This is a genomic window from Desertihabitans brevis, assembly GCF_003327535.1.
Lineage (GTDB): Bacteria > Actinomycetota > Actinomycetes > Propionibacteriales > Propionibacteriaceae > Desertihabitans > Desertihabitans brevis.
This window is the reverse complement of sequence record NZ_QOUI01000010.1, coordinates 81,195-103,816: the sequence shown is the minus strand read 5'-3', so window position 1 is coordinate 103,816 and position 22,622 is coordinate 81,195. Positions and strand designations below refer to the sequence as shown.

At 73.8% G+C, this 22,622-nt stretch carries 26 protein-coding genes; 10 read left to right on the top strand and 16 right to left on the bottom strand.

Annotated features, from left to right (window positions below; all coding sequences use genetic code 11):
* Positions 1 to 8: 8 nt before the first annotated feature.
* On the bottom strand, positions 9 to 1,367 hold the full coding sequence (locus tag DT076_RS15350; RefSeq protein ID WP_233493999.1) for an MFS transporter: 1,359 nt from the start codon (positions 1,365 to 1,367) through the stop codon (positions 9 to 11).
* A gap of 33 nt (positions 1,368 to 1,400) precedes the next feature.
* Positions 1,401 to 2,192 carry an SDR family NAD(P)-dependent oxidoreductase gene (locus DT076_RS15345; RefSeq protein WP_114127572.1) on the bottom strand — a complete coding sequence of 264 codons (792 nt, stop codon included), beginning with the start codon at positions 2,190 to 2,192 and terminating at the stop codon, positions 1,401 to 1,403.
* A gap of 162 nt (positions 2,193 to 2,354) precedes the next feature.
* Between DT076_RS15345 and DT076_RS15340 the strand changes: the two genes are divergently transcribed.
* Genes DT076_RS15340 through DT076_RS15330 form a run of 3 tightly spaced genes read left to right on the top strand, consistent with a single transcriptional unit; the run spans position 2,355 to position 5,168 of the window.
* On the top strand, positions 2,355 to 3,674 hold the full coding sequence (locus DT076_RS15340) for a hypothetical protein (protein WP_114127571.1): 1,320 nt from the start codon (positions 2,355 to 2,357) through the stop codon (positions 3,672 to 3,674).
* Between the two features lie 19 nt (positions 3,675 to 3,693).
* Positions 3,694 to 4,476, top strand: coding sequence for a fructosamine kinase family protein (locus DT076_RS15335; protein WP_114127570.1), 783 nt, complete (start codon positions 3,694 to 3,696; stop codon positions 4,474 to 4,476).
* A gap of 26 nt (positions 4,477 to 4,502) precedes the next feature.
* Positions 4,503 to 5,168: a TenA family protein gene (locus DT076_RS15330; RefSeq protein ID WP_158548165.1), complete on the top strand. Its 666-nt coding sequence runs from the start codon at positions 4,503 to 4,505 to the stop codon at positions 5,166 to 5,168.
* 13 nt (positions 5,169 to 5,181) lie between these two features.
* Here the strand turns inward: DT076_RS15330 and DT076_RS15325 are convergent, their stop codons facing one another.
* Positions 5,182 to 6,033 carry a DUF1206 domain-containing protein gene (locus DT076_RS15325; protein WP_114127568.1) on the bottom strand — a complete coding sequence of 284 codons (852 nt, stop codon included), beginning with the start codon at positions 6,031 to 6,033 and terminating at the stop codon, positions 5,182 to 5,184.
* Between the two features lie 130 nt (positions 6,034 to 6,163).
* Between DT076_RS15325 and DT076_RS15320 the strand changes: the two genes are divergently transcribed.
* Together DT076_RS15320 and DT076_RS15315 are read left to right on the top strand one after the other, a co-directional pair.
* Positions 6,164 to 7,282 carry a carboxylate-amine ligase gene (locus DT076_RS15320; protein ID WP_158548164.1) on the top strand — a complete coding sequence of 373 codons (1,119 nt, stop codon included), beginning with the start codon at positions 6,164 to 6,166 and terminating at the stop codon, positions 7,280 to 7,282.
* Positions 7,283 to 7,329: 47 nt separating this feature from the next.
* Positions 7,330 to 9,201: an ABC transporter ATP-binding protein gene (locus tag DT076_RS15315; protein WP_114127566.1), complete on the top strand. Its 1,872-nt coding sequence runs from the start codon at positions 7,330 to 7,332 to the stop codon at positions 9,199 to 9,201.
* A gap of 25 nt (positions 9,202 to 9,226) precedes the next feature.
* Here DT076_RS15315 and DT076_RS15310 read toward each other — a convergent pair whose 3' ends face one another.
* The 7 genes from DT076_RS15310 to DT076_RS15280 form a co-directional block, all read right to left on the bottom strand.
* On the bottom strand, positions 9,227 to 9,613 hold the full coding sequence (locus tag DT076_RS15310) for a hypothetical protein (RefSeq protein ID WP_114127565.1): 387 nt from the start codon (positions 9,611 to 9,613) through the stop codon (positions 9,227 to 9,229).
* Between the two features lie 78 nt (positions 9,614 to 9,691).
* A complete protein-coding gene (locus DT076_RS15305) occupies positions 9,692 to 11,308 on the bottom strand; it encodes a polyamine aminopropyltransferase (protein WP_199539218.1) in 1,617 nt (538 codons plus the stop codon).
* Positions 11,305 to 11,535, bottom strand: coding sequence for a DUF350 domain-containing protein (locus DT076_RS15300; RefSeq protein ID WP_114127564.1), 231 nt, complete (start codon positions 11,533 to 11,535; stop codon positions 11,305 to 11,307). The genes DT076_RS15305 and DT076_RS15300 overlap by 4 nt, the downstream gene beginning before the upstream one ends.
* A 25-nt stretch (positions 11,536 to 11,560) precedes the next feature.
* Positions 11,561 to 12,256, bottom strand: coding sequence for a hypothetical protein (locus DT076_RS15295; protein WP_114127563.1), 696 nt, complete (start codon positions 12,254 to 12,256; stop codon positions 11,561 to 11,563).
* On the bottom strand, positions 12,256 to 12,600 hold the full coding sequence (gene speD, locus DT076_RS15290) for an adenosylmethionine decarboxylase (protein ID WP_114127562.1): 345 nt from the start codon (positions 12,598 to 12,600) through the stop codon (positions 12,256 to 12,258). Before speD ends, DT076_RS15295 begins: the two co-directional genes overlap by 1 nt.
* 61 nt (positions 12,601 to 12,661) lie before the next feature.
* The gene (locus tag DT076_RS15285) at positions 12,662 to 13,315 is read right to left on the bottom strand and encodes an alpha/beta hydrolase (protein WP_114127561.1); all 654 of its coding nucleotides are present in this window, start codon (positions 13,313 to 13,315) and stop codon (positions 12,662 to 12,664) included.
* A gap of 32 nt (positions 13,316 to 13,347) precedes the next feature.
* Entirely contained in the window at positions 13,348 to 13,836 is a 489-nt protein-coding gene (locus DT076_RS15280; RefSeq protein WP_114127560.1) for a glutathione peroxidase, read from the bottom strand.
* Between the two features lie 81 nt (positions 13,837 to 13,917).
* Between DT076_RS15280 and DT076_RS15275 the strand changes: the two genes are divergently transcribed.
* Positions 13,918 to 14,763, top strand: a complete 846-nt coding sequence (locus DT076_RS15275) for an NAD-dependent epimerase/dehydratase family protein (RefSeq protein ID WP_114127559.1) — start codon at positions 13,918 to 13,920, stop codon at positions 14,761 to 14,763.
* A gap of 9 nt (positions 14,764 to 14,772) precedes the next feature.
* On the opposite strand, the gene DT076_RS15270 is transcribed toward DT076_RS15275, so the two are convergent.
* The 4 genes from DT076_RS15270 to DT076_RS15255 form a co-directional block, all read right to left on the bottom strand.
* Positions 14,773 to 16,302 (bottom strand): alkaline phosphatase D family protein, encoded by a 1,530-nt coding sequence (locus tag DT076_RS15270; protein ID WP_114127558.1) that lies wholly within the window; start codon positions 16,300 to 16,302, stop codon positions 14,773 to 14,775.
* A 185-nt stretch (positions 16,303 to 16,487) separates the two neighbouring features.
* Positions 16,488 to 16,634 carry a hypothetical protein gene (locus DT076_RS19450; protein ID WP_158548163.1) on the bottom strand — a complete coding sequence of 49 codons (147 nt, stop codon included), beginning with the start codon at positions 16,632 to 16,634 and terminating at the stop codon, positions 16,488 to 16,490.
* A 251-nt stretch (positions 16,635 to 16,885) separates the two neighbouring features.
* Positions 16,886 to 17,797 (bottom strand): diacylglycerol/lipid kinase family protein, encoded by a 912-nt coding sequence (locus DT076_RS15260; RefSeq protein ID WP_199539217.1) that lies wholly within the window; start codon positions 17,795 to 17,797, stop codon positions 16,886 to 16,888.
* 71 nt (positions 17,798 to 17,868) lie between these two features.
* Positions 17,869 to 18,075 carry a fatty acid desaturase gene (locus DT076_RS15255; protein ID WP_233493998.1) on the bottom strand — a complete coding sequence of 69 codons (207 nt, stop codon included), beginning with the start codon at positions 18,073 to 18,075 and terminating at the stop codon, positions 17,869 to 17,871.
* Positions 18,076 to 18,134: 59 nt separating this feature from the next.
* Here DT076_RS15255 and DT076_RS15250 point away from each other — a divergent pair, with 59 nt between their 5' ends.
* Positions 18,135 to 18,563, top strand: a complete 429-nt coding sequence (locus tag DT076_RS15250) for a hypothetical protein (protein WP_114127554.1) — start codon at positions 18,135 to 18,137, stop codon at positions 18,561 to 18,563.
* Between the two features lie 174 nt (positions 18,564 to 18,737).
* Entirely contained in the window at positions 18,738 to 20,033 is a 1,296-nt protein-coding gene (locus DT076_RS15245) for an ADP-ribosylglycohydrolase family protein (protein WP_147264163.1), read from the top strand.
* Between the two features lie 227 nt (positions 20,034 to 20,260).
* Here DT076_RS15245 and DT076_RS15240 read toward each other — a convergent pair whose 3' ends face one another.
* A complete protein-coding gene (locus DT076_RS15240; protein ID WP_114127553.1) occupies positions 20,261 to 20,905 on the bottom strand; it encodes a DUF6357 family protein in 645 nt (214 codons plus the stop codon).
* 407 nt (positions 20,906 to 21,312) lie between these two features.
* Here DT076_RS15240 and DT076_RS19445 point away from each other — a divergent pair, with 407 nt between their 5' ends.
* Complete coding sequence (locus DT076_RS19445) at positions 21,313 to 21,489, top strand: hypothetical protein (RefSeq protein WP_158548162.1); 177 nt, start codon at positions 21,313 to 21,315, stop codon at positions 21,487 to 21,489.
* On the top strand, positions 21,486 to 21,674 hold the full coding sequence (locus tag DT076_RS15235) for a hypothetical protein (RefSeq protein WP_114127552.1): 189 nt from the start codon (positions 21,486 to 21,488) through the stop codon (positions 21,672 to 21,674). The genes DT076_RS19445 and DT076_RS15235 overlap by 4 nt, the downstream gene beginning before the upstream one ends.
* A gap of 102 nt (positions 21,675 to 21,776) precedes the next feature.
* On the opposite strand, the gene DT076_RS15230 is transcribed toward DT076_RS15235, so the two are convergent.
* Positions 21,777 to 22,454 (bottom strand): catalase family protein, encoded by a 678-nt coding sequence (locus DT076_RS15230; RefSeq protein ID WP_147264162.1) that lies wholly within the window; start codon positions 22,452 to 22,454, stop codon positions 21,777 to 21,779.
* Positions 22,455 to 22,622 lie beyond the last annotated feature (168 nt).

The following is a 22,622-nucleotide window of genomic DNA, read 5'->3' as shown; positions in this document are numbered from 1 at the left end:
CCCGCGCCTCACTCGGTGATCGCGCGCCCCTTCAGCTCCGGCAGCGCGAACGCCGCCGCGGCGGCCAGGGCGAAGGCGGCGCCGAACACCGCGAACACCGCAGGGTTGCCGCCGAGGCCGACCAGCGGGGGCACCACCAGCGGCGCCAGGATCGAGGCCACCCGGCCGAAGGCGGCCGCCGCCCCGGCTCCGGTGCCGCGGACCGTGGTCGGGTACAGCTCGGGGCCGACGGCGTACAGGGCACCCCACGCGCCGAGGTTGAAGAAGGACAGCAGCATCCCGAACCCGAGGACGGCGGAGGTGCTGTCGGCGGTGCCGAAGAGGAACGCGGCCACCGCCGAGCCGAGCAGGAAGGTGGCCAGGGTGGCCCGTCTCCCCCACACCTCGATCAGCCAGGCCGCCGCGGCGTAGCCAGGCAGCTGGGCCAGCGTGATCACCAGCGTGTAGCCGAAGGACTGCACCATCGTGAAGCCGTTGTCGCGCAGCAGGCTCGGCAGCCACAGGAAGGCGCCGTAGTAGGAGAGGTTGATGCAGAACCAGACGACCCACAGCGCGGCGGTGCGCCGCCGCAGCGGGCGCGACCAGATGGACACCGTCCCCTGCTGCGGCCCCGCGACGGGGGCCCCGGTGCCGGTCCGCCGCCCGACGTCGGGCCCGGACCCGTCCGCCGGGGCCGGGTCGCCGGCCGACTCCTCGAACCGGCGGACGGCGTCCTCGGCCTCGGCGTGGCGCCCCCGCGCCTCCAGGAACCGCACCGACTCCGGCAGCCCGAGCCGCACCACCAGCGCGTACACCGCCGGCACCGCGCCCAGGGCCAGCGCCCACCGCCAGCCCGCCTCGCCGGTGGGGATGACGAAGTAGCCGATCAGCGCCGACAGCACCCAGCCCAGCGCCCAGAACGCCTCCAGGGCGACCACCACGCGGCCCCGGATCGCCCGCGGGGCGTACTCGCTGACCAGGGTCGAGGCGACCGGCAGCTCCGCGCCCAGACCGAGCCCGACGAGGAAGCGCAGCGCCAGCAGCATCCCCAGCCCGACCGACAGCGCGGACGCCCCGGTCGCCAGGCCGTAGACCAGCAGGGTGAGCGCGAACACCTGTCGGCGCCCGACCCGGTCGGCGAGCAGCCCGCCCAGGCTCGCCCCGAGCGCCATGCCGACGAAGCCGACCGAGCCCACCCAGCCCTTCTCGCTGTCGCTCAGCCCCCACTGCTCGCCGAGGGCGACGAGCACGAACGAGATCAGCCCGACGTCCATCGCGTCCAGCGCCCAGCCGATCCCGGAGCCGCCGAGCAGGCGGGCGTGCCGGCGGGTGAACGGCAGCCGGTCGAGGCGCTCGGTGCGGGTCGGGGACGAGGTGGTCGACGTCACGGGACGCCACGCTACGCCGGGCCGGGAGGCGGCTCAGCGCTGCTTCATCACCCGGGCGGCGACCTCGAGGGTGAGCCGGCGCGGCAGCAGGCGGGCGGCCACCGACTGCACCCGGTTGGGCAGGTCCGGCACCAGGTACGGCGGCACCGTCCGGCCGTCCAGGGTCCTCAGCAGGGCCCCGACCACCTGCTCGGGCGTGGTGACGTTGCCGCCGAGCGGGCCGTGCTCGCTGCCGGCGGCGTCGAAGAACGCGGTCTCGGTGGGCCCGGGGCACAGCGCGGTGACCCGCACCCCGCTGCGCCGGGTCTCCTGCCACAGCGCCTCGGTCAGGTGCAGCACGTAGGCCTTGGACGCCACGTAGGCGGCGAGCCCCGGCGCCGGCTGGAACCCGCCGGTGGAGGCGACGTTGACCAGCGTCCCGCGCCCGGCCGCGACCATCGGCTCGAGGAAGGTGCGGGTGATCGAGGTGAGGGCGGTGACGTTGAGGCTGAGCATCTGCTCCAGCCGTCCCGGGTGTTGCGCCAGCAGCGGGCCGTACAAGCCGAACCCGGCGTTGTTGACGACGGTGTCGACCAGCCGGTCCCCGACCAGCTCGCCGACCGCGGCGGCCAGCGCCGGCCCGGCCCCGGGCACCGCGATGTCGCGGGCCAGCACGTGCACCTGCCGGCCCGGCGCGGCGAGCTCGTCGGCCAGCGCCCGCAGCCGGTCCTCGCGCCGCGCGACCAGCACCAGGTCGGCGCCGCGCTGGGCGAACCGCCGGGCGATGAGCTCGCCGAGCCCGGAGCTGGCTCCGGTGACGAGGGCGAGCGATGGTCTGAACGGCATGGGTCCTCCGGTCGGCTGGGTGCCCGCCCACGCTAGCGGGCGCGCGCGGTCCGCAGCGGCCTCGTCGGTCGGCGCGCGACCCGTCCGGGAACTAGCATCGCGCCCGCCAGCCGACGCCGGCTCCGACCGCCACCTCCGACGAGACCTTCGACAAGGGGACCCATGAACGACCAGCACCCGCAGCAGCCGGGACGACCGGGCTTCCAGGCACCCGGAGGTCCGGGAGGCCAGCCCGGTTCCGGACCGGGTCAGCAGCCGCCGGGCCACGGTCAGCCCGGTCAGCCGGGTCAGTGGCAGCCGGGCCAGCCCGGGCCGTGGCAGCCGGGGCAGGGCCAGCAGCCTCCCGGCTACGGCCAGGCACCCGGCCAGCCCTGGCAGCAGCGGCCCGGCCAGCCCGGTGGACCGGGTCAGCCGCCACCCGGGTACGGTCCGACGCCCGGGGGTCCGGGCCAGCCGGGCCGGAAGAGCCGCACCGGTCTGATCATCGGCATCGCCGCCGGCGCGCTGGTGCTCGTCCTGCTCGCCACCATCGGTCTGGTCGCCGCCCTCCGCGGTGGCGACGGTGACGTGGCCGCCAGCCCGGGCGGCGGCGACGCCGGGCAGACCCCGGAGCAGACGGTCCAGGGCTACCTGCAGGCGATCTCGGAGAGCCGCGCCACCGACGCCCTCGGCTACCTCGACCGGGCCCCGGACGACACCTCGCTGCTCACCGACGCGGTGCTGCAGGAGTCCAACGCGATCGCGCCGCTGGGAGGCATCACCGTCACCCCCGTGCGCGTCGACGACTACTCCGCGGAGATCTCGGCCAGCTACACCCTGGGCTCGGAGGCCGTCACCGCCACGTACCGGCTGTTCCGCGGCCCTGACGAGGAGTGGAGCCTGTCCAACGGCACCGCCACCGCCGGCGCCTACAGCGTCAAGGGCATCGACATCACCGTCAACGGCGCGACCCCGGAGGACCCCCAGCAGATGGAGGTCTTCCCGGGCAGCTACCGGCTGGACACCACCGCCGAGCGGTTCGCCGTGGAGAACGGCGAGTTCACCATCACCTCCCCCGAGGACTACGAGGGCGGCAGCCTGAGCGACCTCGAGGTCGTCCTGGAGGAGGAGAGCGCCGAGCTGTTCCGCCGGCTGGTGACCGAGGCGGCCGAGGCCTGCGTGGCCAGCAAGAAGCTGGAGGCCGGCTGCGGGCTGGACCTGCCGGCCACCCTGGACGACGGCACCAAGCTCGAGGACGGCACCATCGAGCGCTCGATGCCGCCGGACACCAAGGCCAACCTCAAGTCGCTGGAGTACGAGCTGAGCTCGCAGAACCCCACCCTCGTCTCGACCTACGACTACCTCGGGTCGGTCGACGTCCAGGCCGGAGAGTGCGAGGTGGGTGGCCGTCGCATGAGGGACTGCGAGATCCTGTTCGGCCCGTCCTTCGGCACCCCGACCGTGGACATGGCGGCCGAGGACCCGGCCGTCGAGTGGAGCTGACCCGAGGCGGGGAGGCGGCGTGCGGGACTGGCTGAAACCCGCCTCCGCGGCGGAGGCCGCCCGCGAGGCCGCCGGGCTGGAGTGGCTGCGCGCGGCGCCGGGCGGCGTCCGGGTGGTGCGGGTGCTCGAGGTCAGCCGTGACGGGCTGCGACTGGAGCGGGTCGAGCCGGCCCGGCCCGACGCGGCGGCGGCCCGCGCCTGCGGTGCCGCCCTGGCCCGCACCCACGCGGCCGGCGCTCCCGGCTGGGGCGCCCCGCCGCCCGGCGCCACCGGCGAGGGCTTCCTCGGTGCCACCGTGCTGCCCACCCCCGAGGAGCCCCCGAGCGCCTGGGGTGTGTTCTACGCCGAGCACCGGGTGCTGCCCTACCTCCGGCTCGCCGTCGACGCCGGCGCCCTGGACACCGCCGGGGCCCGGGTGGTGGAGCGGTGCGCCGACCGGCTGGCCGAGGGCGCGCTCGAGGCCGACCAGCCCGCCCTGGTGGGCGACGGCGTCGCGCGGCTGCACGGCGACCTGTGGAGCGGCAACCTCCTTTGGACGGCGGTCGAGGGCCGGGCCGAGGCGGTGCTGATCGACCCCGCCGCGCACGGCGGCCACGCCGAGACCGACCTCGCCATGCTCGCGCTGTTCGGGGCGCCGCACCTGGCCGAGCTGCTCGCCGGCTACCAGGAGGTCTCCCCGCTCGCCGCGGGCTGGCAGCAGCGGGTGGGCCTGCACCAGCTGCATCCGCTGCTGGTGCACGCCGCGCTCTTCGGCGGCGGCTACGGGGCGCAGGCGGTCGCCGCGGCCCGACGCTGGGCCTGAGCGGTGGGCCCGGCAGGATGGGGCCCGTGACGCTGCCGCTGACCACGACCGCGCCGACCGGGAGCCTGCTGCACCGGGCCCGTCCCGCCCTCGAGGCGGGGTGGCGGCGCTGCGTCGACCACCGCTTCGTCCGCGAGCTCTTCGCCGGCGTCCTCGACGACGCCGTGCTGGCCGGCTATCTGGTGCAGGACCACCAGTTCTTCGACGGGTTCCTCCGCCTGCTCGGCCAGGCGCTCGCCTCGGCCGACCGGCTCGGGTCCCGGCTGGTGCTGGCGCGGCAGCTCGGGATGCTCGCCGACGACGAGAACACCTACTTCACCGACAGCTTCCGTGCGCTGGGCGTCGATCCGGTCGAGGCGTCCGCACCCCGGCTCCGGCCGTCGACGCAGGCGTTCCAGCAGCTGATGAGCGAGGTCGTCGACACCCGCCGCTACCCCGACCTGCTGGCCGTGCTGGTGGTGATGGAGGGGGTCTACCTCGACTGGGGCAGCCGGGACGACCTCGGGGAGCCCACCCGGGCCGAGCACCTGGGCTGGGTCGAGCTGCACCGTGGACCCGACTTCACCCGCTGGTGCCAGTGGCTGGTCGACGAGCTGGAACGGGTGTGCGGCCCGGACGACCACGAGCGGCTGACCGCGCTGATGCAGCGCACCCTGGCGCTGGAGGAGCGCTTCTTCGACGAGTGCTGGTGAGCGCCGCGCGGGCTCAGCCGTGCGCGGGCCGGCGCGCCCAGAAGAAGCAGTACAGGCCGTAGCAGGCCACCCCGAAGGCCATCAGGAGCAGCAGCACCACCCCGAACGGCTGGTCGCGGACCGCCTTGAAGGCGACGTCCAGACCGCCGGCGCGGTTGGGGTCGTGGGTCACCGCGGCGGCCACGAACAGGCTGGCCACCACCAGGAAGGCGATCGCCTTGGCGACGTGGCCGAGCACGCCCAGCACGGTGCCGACCGTGCCGGGATCGCCGCGCAGGTCCTCGCGGAACTTCCGCCGGACGCCCTTGAGACCCATCGCGACGGCCACCGCGGCGATCGCTGCGGCGCCGAGCAGCACCATCACGACCCCGGCCGGGTGCCCCAGCAGCCGGCCGGTCAGGCTCTTCTCGGCCCCGCCACCACCGCCGCCCGACCCGAGCGCGGTGAGCAGCGCGCTCACGCCCAGCGCGGCGTAGAGCACCGCCCGCCCGAGCGAGCTCAGCCGCTTGCGGACCCGCTCCAGGTCGGTCCGGTCCAGGTGGCCGAGGGCGGCCTCGAGCAGCTGCCAGAGGCTGAGCGTGAGCAGCCCGACCGCCACCACGACCAGCATGATGCCGCCGAAGGGCTGCTCGGCCAGCTCCTGCATCGCCCCGGTGTTGGACGCCTGCTCCTGCGACCCGCCGAAGGTCAGCTGCACCGCCAGCCAGGCCACCAGCAGGTGCACGACGCCGTAGGCCACGAGCCCGACGGTGACCAGCCAGCGGTAGAGCGGGTTGTCCTGGATGGCGCGCCCGGCGTCCTGGGCCGCGTCCTGGGCCTCGTCGGCCTTCTCCCGCACCCCGCCGGTCGCCTCGTCGATGCCCATGCGGCGGACTCTAGTCCGGCCTCGCCGCACCGGTCCGCGGAGGTTTCGGCCCGCCCTCGCGACGCCACTACGATGCTCGACGGTCGCTCCAGCCCCAGGGTGCCCACCACCACGACACCGAGGAGCACGCTTGGCAGCCCAGGTCCGGACGCTCGGCGTCGAGGAGGAGTTCCTCCTCTTCCGCGACGGCTCCGCCCGTCTCGCCCCGGTCGGTGAGGCCGTCGCCCACGAGGCCACCCGCCGCGGGACCGGCCAGTTCGAGCACGAGTTCAAGCAGCCGCAGGCCGAGCTGGCCACCGCGCCGTCGGTCGACCTCACCGAGGTCGCCGACCAGCTGCGGGACCGCCGCGCCGAGCTCGCCGCGGCCGCACGGGCCCGCGACGCGCGGCTCGTCGCGGTGGGCACCAGCCCCGTTCAGGACGACGCGGCCACCACCCCGCACAGCCGCTACCGGCGGATGGACGAGCTCTTCGGCCCGGTCGCGGTGCTCAACCTCACCTGCGGGATGCACGTGCACGTGGGGCTGGACTCCGACGAGGAGCGGGTCGGGGCGGTCGACCGGATGCAGCCCTGGCTGCCCGCGCTCACCGCGCTCAGCGCCAACTCACCGTTCTGGGGCGGCGACGACACCACCTACGACTCCTACCGCAGCATCGTCTGGCGGCAGTGGCCGACCGCCGGTGGCACCCAGCCCTTCGGCTCCCCCGCCGCCTACCGCGAGGCGCAGCAGCAGCTCATCCGCAGCGGGGCCGCCCTCGACGAGGGGATGGTGTACTACTCGGCCCGGCTCGCCGAGCGCTACCCCACCGTGGAGGTCCGGGTCTCCGACGTCTGCGCCCGCAGCGCTGACGCCGCCACCATCGCCGGGCTCACCCGCGCGCTGGTCAGCACCGCCGCCGAGCAGTGGGCTGAGGGACGTCCGGCGCCGCGGTTCCGCCACGAGCTGCTCCGCGCCGCCTACTGGCGGGCCGCCCGCTTCGGGGTGCGCGAGCGGCTGGTCGACCCGGTCGACGGGTCGACCGTCTCCGCCTGGGACCACATCGAGACCCTGCTGGAGATGGTGCGTCCTGCCCTGGACGCCGCCGGCGACACGCAGCGGGTGACCGAGGGCCTGGAGCGGATCCGCAGCCGGGGCACCGGGGCGGCGCTGCAGCGGGCCACCCGTTCGGCGGGCTCGCTGTCCGACGTGGTGGACGCCCTGGCCGAGGCCACCACCGAGGCGAGCACGAACGCGGCCCGCAGCGCCTGAGCGCCGCACTGGACCTCCAGCGCGGTCGAGCTCCTAGGTTGGGGCCCATGAGCATGGAGCTGACGGCCTACCAGTCGATGTGGTCGGCCATGCGTGGGGGCGAGCAGCGTCCGGTCACCCGGGCGACGTTGCGCCGGATCCTCGCCTTCGCCCGCCCGCACCGCCGGCTGGTCGGCGCCTTCCTGGTCACCAGCGTGCTGGCCGCGGCGCTGGCGGTGGCGACGCCGGTGATGGCCGGTGAGGTGGTCAACGCCATCAGCGCCGGGGACCCGGCGGGGGTGGTGGTGCGCTGGGCCCTGCTGATCGCCGCTGCCGCGGTCGCCGAGGCCGGTCTCGGCCTGCTGACGCGCTGGCTGTCGTCGCGGATCGGCGAGGGGCTCATCCTCGACCTGCGCAGCCAGGTCTTCGCCCACGTGCTGACGATGCCGATCGCCTTCTTCACCCGCACGCGCACCGGGGCGCTGGTCTCGCGGCTCAACAACGACGTCATCGGGGCGCAGCGGGCCTTCAGCCAGACCCTGTCCGGGCTGGTCACCAACATCGTCGCGCTCGGGCTGACCCTCGCCGTGATGCTCACCCTCAGCTGGCCCATCACGCTGGCCGCGCTGGTGCTGCTGCCGGTGTTCGTGCTGCCGGCCCGTCGGATGGGACGTCGGATGGCCGGCCTGCAGCGCGAGGCCGCCGACCACAACGCCGCGATGGGCAACCGGATGACCGAGCGGTTCTCCGCCCCCGGCGCCCAGCTGGTCAAGCTGTTCGCCGATCCGGCGGCCGAGACCGCGGAGTTCACCGAGCGGGCCGACCGGGTGCGCGAGATCGGGGTGCGGACCGCGATGGCGCAGACCGTCTTCATCACCGCGCTGACCCTGGTGTCCGCACTCGCGCTGGCCCTGGTGTACGGGATCGGTGGGGTGCTCGCCAGCGACGGACGGCTGGACGCCGGCACCGTGGTCTCGCTCGCGCTGCTGATCACCCGGCTGTACGCGCCGCTGACCGGGCTGGCGAATGCCCGGGTGGAGGTGATGAGCGCCCTGGTGAGCTTCGAGCGGGTGTTCGAGGTGCTCGACCTGGTGCCGCTGATCCGGGAGCGGTCCGACGCCGTCGACCTGCCCGACGGCTCCCTCGACGTCCAGGTCGAGCACGTCGACTTCGCCTACCCGACCGCCTCCCAGGTGTCGCTGGCCTCCCTGGAGGACGTCACCGTGCTGGACGACCGCCCCGACGAGCAGGTGCTGCACGACGTCTCCTTCACCGTCCCCGCCGGCACGATGACCGCACTGGTCGGCTCCTCCGGTGCCGGCAAGTCCACCATCGCCCAGCTGGTCACCCGGCTCCAGGACGTCGACGGCGGCCAGGTGCTCATCGGCGGGGTGGACGTCCGCGACGCCCGGTTGGCCTCGCTGCGCTCCTCGGTCTCACTGGTGAGCCAGGACGGGCACCTGTTCCACGACACCATCCGGGCCAACCTGCGGCTGGCCTGGCCGCAGGCCGAGGACGAGGCGCTGTGGGACGCGCTCGAGCAGGCCCGGCTGGCGACCCTGGTGCGCTCGCTGCCGGCCGGTCTGGACACCGTGGTCGGCGAACGCGGCTACCGGCTGTCCGGCGGTGAGCGGCAGCGGCTGACCATCGCCCGGCTGCTGCTGGCCCGTCCGCGGGTGGTGGTGCTGGACGAGGCCACCGCCCACCTCGACTCCACCTCCGAGGCGGCGGTGCAGGCGGCACTGGCCACTGCGCTGGCCGGGCGGACGTCGATCGTCATCGCCCACCGGCTCTCCACCGTGCGGGCCGCGGAGCAGATCGTCGTGCTGGAGGCGGGCCGGGTGGTCGAGCGCGGCACCCACACCGAGCTGCTGGCCGCCGACGGGCGCTACGCCGAGCTGTACCGCACCCAGTTCGCCGAGGGCCGCGCCGCCGGCTGAGCCGCCGGGTCGCGCAGCCCGCGGGTCACCGTTCGCCGGGCAGCACGTCCACCAGGGCCTGGGTGCGCTGCAGCACCGCGTCCTGCAGCGGCACGAGGTCGTCCAGCCCCTCGGGCACCTGGCCGTTGAAGACCGGGCGCACCTCGAAGGCCAGGTCGAGCAGCTCCTCGCGGGTGGGCACCCGCTGGCGCAGCATCATCGCCTCCCCCGCCAGCCGGTCGTACTCGGCGGTGCGGGCCTGCCAGCCGGGGTTGGCGCTCAGCCGCGGGTGCTCGCGCAGCCCGCGGACGAGGGCGTCCAAGGACTGCTCGAGCTGGTGCAGCTGTCGTCGCCGGGCGTCGACGTCGAGCTCGATCGGGACGTCCTCGCCCTCGTCGTCCCCTCGTCGGAACCACTTGTCCCAAAAGGCCACCGCTGCTCCCGTCCGCTCACGCCGTCGCGTGTCGGGCTCACTGTAGCGAGGCGGTCCCACAGCGCCGGTCGGCGGCGGTCAGTAGCGCCACCGCCGCATGTCGCCGTCGTAGGCCGCCAGCACCCGCGGGGTGAGCAGGGTCGACGGCGCGACGTCCCAGCCCTCGACGACCGGGCGCCCGTCCGCGGCCGGGGCGAGCCGGGTGCTGGTCCACAGCGTGTCCGCGTCGTGGTGGCGCAGCCCCGGCGGCAGCGGGGACGCCTCGAGCAGGCCGGGCACGCTCCCGCGCTCCGGCTCCACCAGCACGCCGCCCGGCCCGCCGGGGACCGCCAGCGCGAACCCCCACTCGCCGAAGGTGGGCACGTTGACCGACAGCGGGACGACGGTGCGTCCGGGCATCCCGGCCGCGACGGTCGCGGCCACCTGGCGGTGCGCGGTGGGGGTGAAGAAGGAGGAGGTGGCGTGGGTGGCGAAGACGCCGTCGGGGGCGAGCCGGTCGGCGACCCGCTGGTACATCTCGCGGGAGTACAGCTTGGCCACCCGGTCGTCGGCGGGGTCGACCAGGTCGGCCAGCACGACGTCGGCGGCGGGGCCGGGCTCGTCGAGCCAGCCGAAGGCGTCGGTGCTGACCACCTCCACCCGCGGGTCGGTCAGCGCGCCGTCGTTGGCCTGCACCAGCAGCCGGTGCTCGCGGGCCAGCCGGGTCACCGCCGGGTCGAGGTCGACCACCGTCACCCGCTCGACGCCGGGGTGGCGCAGCACCTCCCGGGCCAGCATGCCGTCCCCGCCACCGAGCACCACCACGGTGCGCGGATCGGGGTGGGAGGTCATCGCGGCGTGGGCCAGCGTCTCGTGGTAGCGCGCCTCGTCGACGGTGGAGAACTGCAGCTGGTCGTTGAGCCAGAGCCGGACGTCGGCGCCGTAGGCGGTCACCACCAGCCGCTGGTAGCGGGTGGTCTCCTGGTGCACCACCGGGTCGGGGTACTGGCGGGCGACCGCCGCCCGCTCCAGGGAGGAGCTGGCCGCGAACAGGGCGAGCAGGAGCAGCAGGGCCAGCAGGCCGACGAGGTTCCAGCGGGTGCGCACGCCCATCCGCCACAGCATGAACAGCGCCACCCCGACGTTGAGGACGGCCACCGCGGCGGCGGTCCGGGCCAGCCCGAGCACCGGCAGCAGCAGGAAGGGGAAGAGCAGGGAGGCCACCAGGGCGCCGAAGTAGTCCAGCGCCAGCACCTTCGACAGCAGGTCGACCGACTCGTCGCGGCCGCTGGAGCGCACCACCGAGACCAGGAGCGGGATCTCCACCCCGATCCCGATCCCGACCGCCAGCGAGAGCACCACGAAGACCACCCAGTAGACGTCGGTGGCGGCGAACGCCCAGTGGATTAGCAGCACCGAGCTGCCGCCGGCCAGCGCGAGCAGCACCTCGTTGCGGGCGAAGTTGAGCCCTGGGTCGGCGGTCAGCCGGGACGCCAGCAGGGACCCCAGGCCCATCCCGAACAGGGTCAGCCCGGTGGCCAGGGAGAAGGCGACCACGGAGTTGCCGAAGAGGTAGGAGGCGGTGGTGCCGAGGATCAGCTCGTAGACGATGCCGCCGACCGCGACCAGCAGCGCGGCGGCGAAGACGGTGGGCCGGTCCAGCTGCGCGCGGCGCCGCCCGCCCCGGCCCGCGACCGTCGCGGACGTGCTCGTCACGGGGAGATGATGGTGCCGGCGATGATGATGGCGATCGCCACCGCCAGCCCGCCGAGCATCACGCCGAAGGCGACGTTGTGCTCCTTGACCAGCTCGCGGTGCAGCTGCAGCCGGAACAGCTTGTTGACGACCACGATCGTCAGCACCATCAGCACGATGCCGACGACGGAGTAGACGACGGTGGACAGCAGGGGCATCAGGCTGAGAGAGGAGGTGTCCTCGGTCATGGTCGGGCCTTTCGTCGGTGGTCGTTCACTTGCCGATCCCGCCGCCTCCGCCGCCGTAGCCGGTGCGGCAGTCGTCGACCGTCTGGCCGGCGCGGGGGGTGCAGTCGGTGGCGCGGCCGGGTCCGCCGCAGGTCACCACGCTGATGAGGACGAAGGCGAGCACGGCGAGCGCGGTGAGGAGACCCCGCCAGCTGCGCGGGGCGATCCGGCGTCCGAAGTGCTGCTTCTGGGCGGTGACGTCGAGGGTGCGGGCGGCGTAGGTGTCGAGGACGCGGTCGTCGAAGCGCTCCACCACCACCCGGTGCGGTCCGCCGACCTCGCGCAGCTCGGCGTAGGCGACCTGCTGGCCGTGGGTGATGTCGTAGGTGAACCCGCCCTCGAGGTGGTCGATGGTGCCGGCACCGGCCTCCACCACCCTCCAGGTGCGCTGGTGGCCGTCGACAGCGGCGACGACCTGCTGGTGCTGGCGCAGCTGGGTGGGATCGAGCTGGGGCTCGCTGGTCGCCGGCCAGTACAGCGAGACCTCGCGGGAGTAGTGGTCGTAGGCGACCCAGAAGTCGAGGTTCTCATAACCGAGGAGCTCCCACTCCTCCCAGTGGTAGAACTTCCGGTCCTCGGGGTCCCACTCCTTGTAGACCGCGACACCGTGCGGCATCGAGCGCCACGGCGGCTCGCCGATGAGATGGCGACCCAGCCGCATCCTCAGCCGGGGGCGCGCCATCAGCGGAGCTCCCGGACGTCCACCGCGGCGGCGCCGAACCGCTCCCGCAGCAGGGCGACGGTGCGGGCGGTGAAGTCGGCGTCGGGTTCGCGGCAGGTGGTGAGGGTGACGTAGGCGGTGCCCTGCTCGGGCCAGGTGTGCACCGCGATGTGGGACTCCGCCAGCAGCACCGCGATGCTCAGACCCTGCGGCTGGAAACGGTGCGAGGTCTCCCCCAGCGGCGTCAGCCCAGCACCCTCCACCACCTCGGCCAGCACCGCGCGGACGCCGTCCAGGTCGTCCAGGCGTGCGGCGTCGGCGGCACCGACCTCGAAGAGGTGGACGGTGTTGCGGGCCGGGACCACACGCGCTCCTGGGCTGCTCGACTGCTGCGGACAGCCCGCAGGCTAGTGCTCCCGGGGGCCGCTACCCGACGTGCCGGGCCGGGGTGCCGCCGAGCTGGTGCCGGAGGAAGTCCGAGAGGTCGTCGAGCTCGGCGTCGGCGACGGAGTGGCCGAGACCGGGGTAGCTGTGCTCGGTGAGCTGCAGGTGGTCCCGCATCCACTGCTGCGTCCAACCGACCAGCAGGGACGGCACCAGGGTGTCGGACTCACCGCGGGCGTAGAGGGCGGGCAGCCGGCGTCGTCGCAGTGCCTCGGGGGCGACCGTGGTGGGCGAGACGAACCCCGACAGGTTGACCACGCTGGCGAAGCGTTCGGGTGCGGCGCAGACCGCCTCCACCGCGGTGCAGGCGCCCTGGGAGAAGCCGAGCACGTGGACGGGGCGGTCGAAGCCCTCGGCGTCCATCCACTCCAGCACCGCGTGCGCCGAGGCGCGGATCTGGGCGGGGGTGACGCTGGCGTCGAGCGGGAACCAGCCGTAGCCGCCCTGGCGACGCAGTGGGCCGCGGAGGAAGGCGACGGCGAGCTCGGACGGCAGCCGGCGGTGCAGCTCGAAGCCCATCGACTCGTCCATCCCGTGCCCGTGCAGCACCAGCAGCACCGGGTCGTCGGGGGTGCGGGGACGCGACCAGCGGACGGTGGAGCGGTCGATCTGCAGCAGCGGGGGGTCGGTGCTCATGCGGGGGTGGTACCCCGGGAGCGGCGGGTCGCTCAGGCGGGGTCGGCCAGGGCGCGCTCGATGTCGCCGGTCAGCGAGGCGGGCTCGGTCTGCGGGGCGTAACGCTCCAGCACCCGGCCGTCGCGGTCGATGAGGAACTTGGTGAAGTTCCACTCGATCGCCGCGCCGGGCACGTCACCCTCCTCGCCGCGCAGCCACTGGTAGAGCGGGTGCGCGCCGTCGCCGTTCACCTCGATCTTGGCGAACATCGGGAACGTGATGCCGAAGTTGCGCTGGCAGAACTCAGCGATCTGGGCGGCGTCGCCCGGCTCCTGGTGGGCGAACTGGTCGCAGGGGAAGCCGAGCACGGTGAACCCGCGGTCCTGGTAGGTCTCATAGAGCTGCTGAAGCCCCTCGTACTGCTGAGTCAGCCCGCATTCCGAAGCGGTGTTGACCACCAGCACCACCTGGCCGAGGTGGTCGGCGAGGTCGGTGTCGCGGCCGTCGAGGGAGTCGGCGGAGAAGTCGGCGAGGGTCGTCATCCACCCATTCTGCGTCGGCGTCCGGAGCCGGGGTACCTCGCCCCGGTCGGAGGTGTACCGCGTCGAGCAGAGGAGCTGCGGATGAAGGTCGTCGTGACCGGTGGGACGGGCCGGGCGGGTCAGTGGGTGGTCCGGGAGATGGCCGAGGCGGGGCACGAGGTGGTCAACCTCGACCTCCACGAGCGGCCTGAGCTGGAGCTGCCGGGGACGTTCTGCCGGGTCGACCTGACCGACGCGGGACGGGTCTACGACGCGCTGGCCCAGTTCCGGCCCGAGGTGGTCTGCCACCTGGCGGCGAACCCGTCGCCGAGCGGGCAGGCCCGGATCGACGTCTTCGACACCAACGTCGTCAGCGCCCACAACGTGCTGCAGGCCGCCGGCGACCTCGGCGTCCCCCGGGTGGTCTACGCCTCCAGCGAGATGGCGACCGGCCTGCTGACCGAGGGCGTCACGCCGGCGCGGATCCCCTTCGACGAGAGCGAACGGCGCCCCTCCCCCAACACCTACGCGCTCAGCAAGTACATCAGCGAGGTCATCGCCGACTCGATGGCGCTCGCCTCCCCCGGCACGGCGTGGGTCGGGCTGCGGATCAACAACGTCATCGACCCCGACGGCTACGACCGGTTCGCCGCGGAGTGGGGCGACCCGAGCCTCAGCATGGCCAACTTCTGGAGCTACATCGACGCCCGCGACGTCGGCACCGCCTACCGGGCGGCCGCCGAGGGCACCAGCAGCGGCCACGAGGTCTGCCTCATCGCCGCCGCCGACACCCGCGCGAAGCGGGGCCTGCGTGAGCTGATGGCGGAGTACTACGACGGCTACGACTCCTTCGCCGACGACTACACCGACCCCCGGTCGGCCTTCGACTGCAGCAGGATGCGGCGCCTGTTCGGCTGGACGCCCAGCCACAGCTGGCGCGACCGGTAGCGGTCCGGCTCAGCCCGTGCTGCGGACGCTGCCCACCCGGGCGCCGTGGCGCAGCATCCACGTCCGCGTCCCGCTCATGCCGCCCTGCGGGTCACGGATCTGGTTGGTCAGGTGGTAGGTCGTGGTCCAGCTGGTCCCGGTGACGGTGTGCACGGTCAGGCCGTTGTACTGGTTCCAGCCGCCGCCGTCGGTGTAGCCGTAGGCGGCGAGGAAGCCGGGGCCGCCGTCGCCGGCCGCGAGCACCTGCTCCCAGTTGGTGGCGCTGCCGCTGGTCATCGCCGCGTTGACGAACTCGGTCGCGACCGGGGTGGAGGCGACGTCGTCGGGGTCGGCCTGGACGTGGGTGACCATCCCGCAGTGCAGGTCCCCGGCCAGCACCACCGGGTTGAAGCCACGGGGGTCGGCCTGCTTGCGGGCCAGCAGCCGGTCGGTCACCTGGCGTCGGACACCCGGGTGGCTCCTCCACATGCCGCCGCGGCCGGCCCAGCTCGACATCGGGCTCTGGGTGCCGATCGCGGTGAAGCGGGCGTCGCTGGTGTCGAGGAACTCGAGCAGCTCGGCCTGCTGGGCGGCACCGAGCAGCCCGTCGGCGCCCTCGTGCTGGCGGATGTCGGTGAGGAACAGGTCGAGGGTGTCGGCCCACCGCACCCGCTGGTGCAGACGCATCCAGAACCGGCCGCCGGCGTCCTGCTCGGGCCGGTTGCGGAACGGCAGGTTCTCCCAGTAGACGCGCAGCGCCGCGTTCCAGCGCACGGGCCGCGCACCGAGGTTGCCGCCGCGGACGTCGTTGAAGAACTCGTGGTCGTCGGGCACGGCGAACACCGGGAAGCGCCGGTGCAGCTCGCGAAGGCTCTCCCGCTGCTTGTACTGCCCGTAGCGGGTGCGGTAGCCGACCAGGTTGGTGACCGGCTCCGGCGGCAGGTGCGCGGCACGGCCGAACTCGTAGATGTAGTCGCCGAGGTGGACCACGAAGTCGACGTCGTGGTGACGCGCCAGGTCGGTCATCGCGGTGAAGTGCAGCTCGGCCCGGCCCTCGACGAGGTTCTGGCAGTTGATCACCGCGAACCGCACCGGGGTGAGGCTGCCGGGAGCCGGCAGCGTCCGGGTCTCCCCGACCGGGCTGGCGTGGCCCCCGGCCAGGAACTGGTAGTAGTACCGCGTCCGCGGCTGGAGCCCCTCGACCAGCGCGTGCACCGAGTAGCCCTCGCTCTGGACCGCGGTGTGGGTCTCGACCCGCAGGCAGGTCCGCTCCTCGGCCAACCGGGCCGCGGAGGTCGCGACCCGCAGGGTGACCGGCACCTCACCCTGCCCGCGCATGCCGAAGGAGGTGGAGGCGTCGGTGGGGGCCGGGGCGAGACGCGTCCACAGCACCACCGAGGTGGCGTCGGGGTCGCCGGAGGCCACCCCCAGCCGGAACGGGTCGGCCGCGAGCTCGGCGCGGGCCGGGAGCGCCGGGGTCAGCGTGGCGGCGGCCAGGCCGGCGCCCGCGGTGGTGAGCAGCCGGCGGCGGGCGATCGGGGCGTCGACGGGGGCGTTCATGCGGGTCTCCTCCGGTGGGGCAGCACGGACCACCCCACCGGTGCCGGGGGTGGTGCCGCAACGGACGCCGGGCGAACACCGGGCGGACGTCCGGCGACGCGACGGTGCCCCCACCCCGCGGGCTGCGGCACGCTCCCGGCCGCACCACCGGGCCGCTGGCTGCCGCCCGCGCGGTCGATCGCGGCTCAGTACGAGCTCTCGAACTCGAGCCAGGCGGCGATCCACAGCGCGAGGTGCTCGGGCCTGGCGTCGGGCGAGACCCGGGCCGGCACCCACAGCAACGGCCCGGTGTGCAGGTTCGCCAGACCGATCACCGGCGGGGACCACTCCACCAGCCGTTGTCGGCACAGATCCGCCATACCGTCCGGTCGCGACCCCTGGTAGCCGCCGCGCGGGCTTCGTCACCAAGGAGTCGGTGACCGAACTCCGGGTCGTCACGGTGGGCGTCGAACAAGGCGTTGGCCAAGGCGGCCTGGTCACGATCTCGTGGCGTGACCGGCTGGGCCAGCCAGCGGTAGGAGGGCTGGCGGGCGAGCTCGAGGACCCTCACCGGCGAGGCGTCGCGGTCCTGAGGGCTGTCTGGTCAGCCGATGGTGAGCAGGGCGTGGTGCGCGCACTCCACGGTGACCTGGGCACCGGCCGGCAGCGCGACCAGCTCGCCGTCCACCTGCGCGGGCAGGTCGCTGGTGGTGCGGAACGCGTACCGCCGGGTGCGGGTCTGGTGACCCAGCCCGACGGTCGCCGCGCGCACCGCGGTCAGTCCGAGCCGCCAGCGGCGGCGGTGCGGCCAGGCGAGCACCTCGAACAGCCCGTCGTCGGGCTGGCCGGACCGGCTGACCCGGCCGTACTTCGCCATCCGCTCCACGTTGGCCAGGACGAGGCTGTCCAGGCAGAGGACCTCGTCGTCGGCGGTGACGACCTCGACGGGGGCGAGGGTGCCGACGGTGCGGACGACGGCGAGCAGCTCCTTCCAGGTGCCGCGGGAGGCGCGGTTGAGCCCGATCGCCATCAGCGGGGTCAGTCCCAGGCCGACGTAGGAGTGGGCGTAGCGGGTGGTCACGCCGACGTCGGTCGTCACGGTGAGCCGGAGCAGGTCCAGCCGGCGGGTGCGCCCGTTGGCCACGGCGTCCACGGTGGACATCCGCCGGGTGCTGCGCCGGTGGTCGTTGGCGTTGCCGCCGGCCACCACCGCCGCGACCGCCTGCCGGGACGTCCCCGGCCTGCGGTCGGCGACCTCCATCACGCCGTTGACCACCTCGCTGAACACCCCGTCGCCGCTGACCGCGACCACCAACGGCCGCCCGACCTCCGCCTCGGCGGCGGCGAGCTCACGGGCATGACCGGCGTGGGTGGTGGGCACCAGGGTCACCGGCAGCGCGGGACGGCGGACGCGCAGCTCCTCCTGCAGCCCCTCGGCGATGGTGCGGGGCACGCGCCGGTTCACCGGGTTGAAGACCAGAACCACCCGGTCGAAGGACTCCTCGACATCGGCCACGGCAGCATCCAAGCACGGCCGCGTGGACACCCAGCAAGGCTCGGGCTGGACTGGCGGGACTGACAAGCCACTCACAGCGTCTGGGAGCGCCGCTCATGCCGCCGCCTCGACTGTCCCACGCGGTGGGCCTCGATCAGCGGGGTCTGGCTGCAGGGGACGCTGACCGCGGCGCAGTGCTCGGCCAGCATCGTCTGCACCTTGCGCAGGCTCGGGCGGACCATCGACGGGAACAGGTGGTGCTCGATCTGGTGGTTCAGCCCACCCGTCGTCGTCGGCACGGTCCCCACGGGGTGGTGCCAGCGGCGAACACCTACGCCCATCACCTGGGGGGTGCCGGGTGCGTCGCTGGCTGAGGTGGACGCTCCACCCTGGACGGCGGGTACGCGCGGCTGGACGTCGGGGACGGCCGGGGCTGGAACGACGCGGGGAACCTCCTCAGCAGCACCGTCACCGCGGAGCAGTCCGGGCCGGCCTGCCGCCCGAGGACGACGACTGCCCCACCTGCGGCGACCTCCTCATCCGCCGCACCGACCCGGGCGGCGGGGTCGACGTCGAGGCCACCGTCGACTCCCCCACCACGGCCGTCACCGCCGGCTCCCTCACCGAGGACGTCCGCTGGGTCCGGTTGATCGACCTGCAGCGGCTGCACACCTCCGGGCTGGTGACGCCGGCTGGTGACCGGCGGGGCCCGGCCTTCTCCGGGTGGCCGCCGATCGGCGGGCCGGACGTCCCCCGAGGCGCCTCGCCTTCGGCCTCGGGGGCATGAGGTCGACGCGAGACCCGTCCCGGGTTCGGCTGGTCGCCCTCCAGCAGAGGTCCCCCTCGGCTACGTTCGGGAGCGAGCACGCACCGCGGGCGGCCTCCAGGCCTGACGGACGGCGACGGCTGCGGAGGTGTCTCGGAGCCAGGCGACGGCGCAGTTCCCAGGAGGCGGCACGACATGACCATCGAGATCCGGTTCGACGCCGTCGGGGACGAGCTCGCGATCCACGAGTTCAACCAGCTCCGGGAGTCAGGCGTCGACGTCGAGCACCTGCGGCCGGCCGTCGACCGCCTCCGCTCCGGATCCGGGGGCGATGCGGTCGCCCTGCTCACGGAGCTGTCCGCCGGCCTCCGCGTCCGGGGGTGGCCCTGGGACGAGACCGATGACCCGGCCCCGGCGATCCCGCCGGCACCGGTCGACGGCGACGCGCTCCCCGAGCGCATCCGCGGGACGTGGCTCGGCAGGGCTGCTGGCTGCCTGCTGGGGAAACCGGTCGAGGGGTGGTCGTGGCCGCAGATCGAGCGCTACCTCGCCCGGGCGGGGATCGAGACGGTGGAGGACTACCTCCCCCGGCTGGACCCGGACGCGGAGCAGCCGCCGTTCAACGCGGGCGGAGCCGTCGGCACGTTCCGCGGGGAGATCGACGGGATGGCCCGCGACGACGACATCGACTACACGATCCTCGCGCTCACCCTCGCCGAACAGCACGGTGCGTCCTTCACGACCGAGGACGTCGCCTCGGCCTGGCTGAGGAGCCTGCCGTACCACCAGGTCTTCACCGCGGAGCGGGCCGCGATGCGGAACCTGGTGGACGGCGTCCCGGCGAGCAGGGCGGCGAGGGTGCGCAACCCGTACCGTGAGTGGATCGGCGCACTGATCCGGGCGGACTTCTGGGGGTACGTGAAGCCGGGCGACCCGTCGGCCGCCGCAGCGCTCGCCGAGCGGGATGCCCGGCTGTCGCACACGGCCAACGGCATCCACGGAGCGCGCTGGGCCGCTGCGCTGGTGGCCTCCGCCCTCGTCGCCCGCGACCTGCGGGAGGTCGTCGACCGGGCGCGTGCCGTCGTCCCCGAACGGTCGCGTCTGGCCGGAGCACTCGATGCCGTGGTCGGCTGGCACGAGGCGGGCTGGACCTTCCCCCAGGCGCGCGACGCCGTGGTCGAGGAGTACGGCCACTACAGCGACGTGCACACGATCAACAACGCGGCGATGATCCTCGTCGCGATCCTGTGGGGTGCGGGAGACCTCACGTCGAGCATCGGCCTGGTCGTGCGCTGCGGCTGGGACACCGACAGCAACGGGGCCACGGTGGGCTCGGTGCTCGGCGCCTTCGTCGGCCGTGACGAGATCCCCCGGGTCTGGGCCGACCCGCTGCGAGGGGACGTCCGCAGCGCCGTGTTCGGCGAGACGGGGAACTCTCTCGACAGCCTCGCGGAGCGGACGCTGGCGCTCCTGCCCGAGTTCGCGGCCTGACCGACGGGGTGCCCTGCCCGCGGGGAACCACCATGACGTCGACCCCCACCGGTACCGCGCACCTCGACGGGGCGCGCCCGCGGATGGCTCCGCCAGACGCCTGCTCGCCCCACGCCGGTGTGGCTACTGGTGGGCGCGGTCGGGGTGGGCCTGCGCACCCGGGTGACCGCCAGCCAGCCGCTGCTCGCGGTGCTGGGCGCACACCGGCGTCCTGACAGCCGCTGGCCTCACGACCACTGCTCGAGCTCGGCCTCGAGGCGCTCGTCCTTGCGCACCCAGACCTCGCCGCTCGCCGCGCCCGCGGGCGGGTCGGCGCGTTCGAGACCGAGGCGCCCGACCAGCGCCAGCAGCTCGGCCCGCTCGGCCCGCGACATCTCCAGCGTGTGCGTGTCGAAGAAGACGTAGTACTGGTCGGTCGGGTCGACGTAGCCCGAGTCGCTCCACATCCGCAGCACCTCGTCGAGGGCTTCGCGCTCCGTCGACACCGCCGCGGCCCGCCGCTCGCCCTGCTCCTCTGGCGGGGCGTCGAGGTCGGCGAGCTCGCGGAGCCACAGACCGGAGTGGTCGACCCCGGCGTAGCCGTCCTCGAGGAACCGCATCACGAACCGCCCGTACAGGGTGGGCCTGGCGACCGCGCAGTACTCGGTGTGCGGCTCGGCGGATCCCGCGACTGCTCTCGTGCGGGCGACGGCGCCCCGCGTCAGCAGCAGCACCAGCGCCTCGCCCGCCGCCTCGTCCTCGATGCGGAGGCTCTCGGCGTCCGCGTGCTCGTCGGCGTACGCCTGGAACGCCTCGTAGGCCGCCTGCGCGCCGTCCGGGCACCGCTGCTGCTCTGCCTCGCCGGCGCGGAAGATGAACTGTCTCGGTGCCATGCCTGTCCTCCGTCGGGGTCGTGCTGAGCATCCTCCCTGCTCGGTCGTGGTGCGCTCCCTCCCACCCTCCGGCTGGACGGCTGCACCCCAGCTGAGCCGACCGGGCCTGCCAGACTGCCCCGACCCGCAGCCCGACCATCGTCACGGACGGGCGAGGCATCGGTGCGCACACCGACCACCGAGGCGTCCACCCCACGCCCGACGAGCCGGAGGCCTGAGGCGCATGGACGCGGTGGAGATGGCGCAGCTCGTCGACGAGCACTTCGGCCCGCGGCAGAGCCAGTGCCGCCTCGGCAGACCCCGGGGCTCCCCGCGGTCGAGCAGGCGGTCACCTTCGTCCTCTACGACGCCTTCGTGGTCACCGGCGCGCAGGACGACTACGGCTCGGGCACCAGCTGGGGCTCGGCGTGCTGCTGCCGGGCGGGGTGTCCGTCAGCAGCGTCCTGGGCGAGCGGCTCACGCTGGTCGAGCCCACCCGCGAGGCGCTGACGAGAACATTCGACGGAATCGACCGCCATGTGCGGCTGCGGCTGGGACGGGAGTACCTGGAGGCCTGGGAAGCGGCGCAGGAGAGCCGCAGATGACCCGCGAGGCGCAGGTCGCCGAGCTGGTGCGGCTGATCCGGCTCCACGGCGGGGTGGACCCGACCATCGACCCGCAGGTGCTCTCCACCTTCGGGCACCTGGTGCCCGATTCGGAGGACCGAGGCGGCGGGCCGTCGACACCGCCTGGTCCTCACGTGCCCCGACGGACCACCCAAGCCCTGTGACCAGGGTGATGACGCAGATTCAGACGTTGAAGCGGAACCCCACCACGTCCCGCAACGATCAACTTCACGCAGACCGCGATGCAGGGGTACGCCGCCCCTGACCTACTCGGAGATCACGCGCTGTGCGGCGCGGTAGCTCGGCTCGCGCACTCTGCGCACCCAAGGGTAGGTGGTGGACCCGGGGAGCGGATGCCCCACCGGATCGAAACGAAGCTCCGCTGAGTCCACCTCGGCAGCAGGCCGAAGCAGCACCTGCGCGAAGGGACGCCACACGCGGGTCGGTGCCGCGTGATACAGCCGGACCCGCCACGGCTGCTCCTCGAGCGACCGCCGCAGAGCGCCGAGTTCCGCCGGGAGCACACGCGAGGGGACGCTCCGGGCACAGATCAGCACCGGTCCCCGTGGCGAGCGGTACGGCAGGAGACTCCCGAACGTCGTGCCCGTCGCCGAGCGCCGGGGCACGAGGACGAACCGGAACGGGAACCCGGTGCCCGTCGACGCGAGCAGCACATCCGCGTGCCGACCGTCGTCGGCGTGGAATCGCAACGCGAGGCCGAGCACGTCTGGCAGTTCATCGGGCAGCCCGACTCCTCGGGACAGCCGCGCGGTCACCTCGAGCGGCCTTCCCCGGAGGTCGTCGATCCAGCTGATGCCTGACGGCCCCGCCTCGCGAATCGGGGTGGCCTGCCCCGTCAGCACCAGCCCGCGCGAATGTATAGGGCGCGGATGACGGACGCGCCGGAGCAGAGAGAAGAAGCCGCGCAGCGCGGATCCGGCCACCTGTGCAAGTCCAGCGAGCATGCGGCCATCATCCCGACTGAGCGGTGCCGAGATAACCCCCTGTTCCTGGCAGCCTCAGACGTTGGATTCCTGGACGCCCCAGGCAGGGCACGACGGGTCTGCGCGAGGCGCAGAACAAGTGCCCTCGTCAGCACGATCATCAGCCTC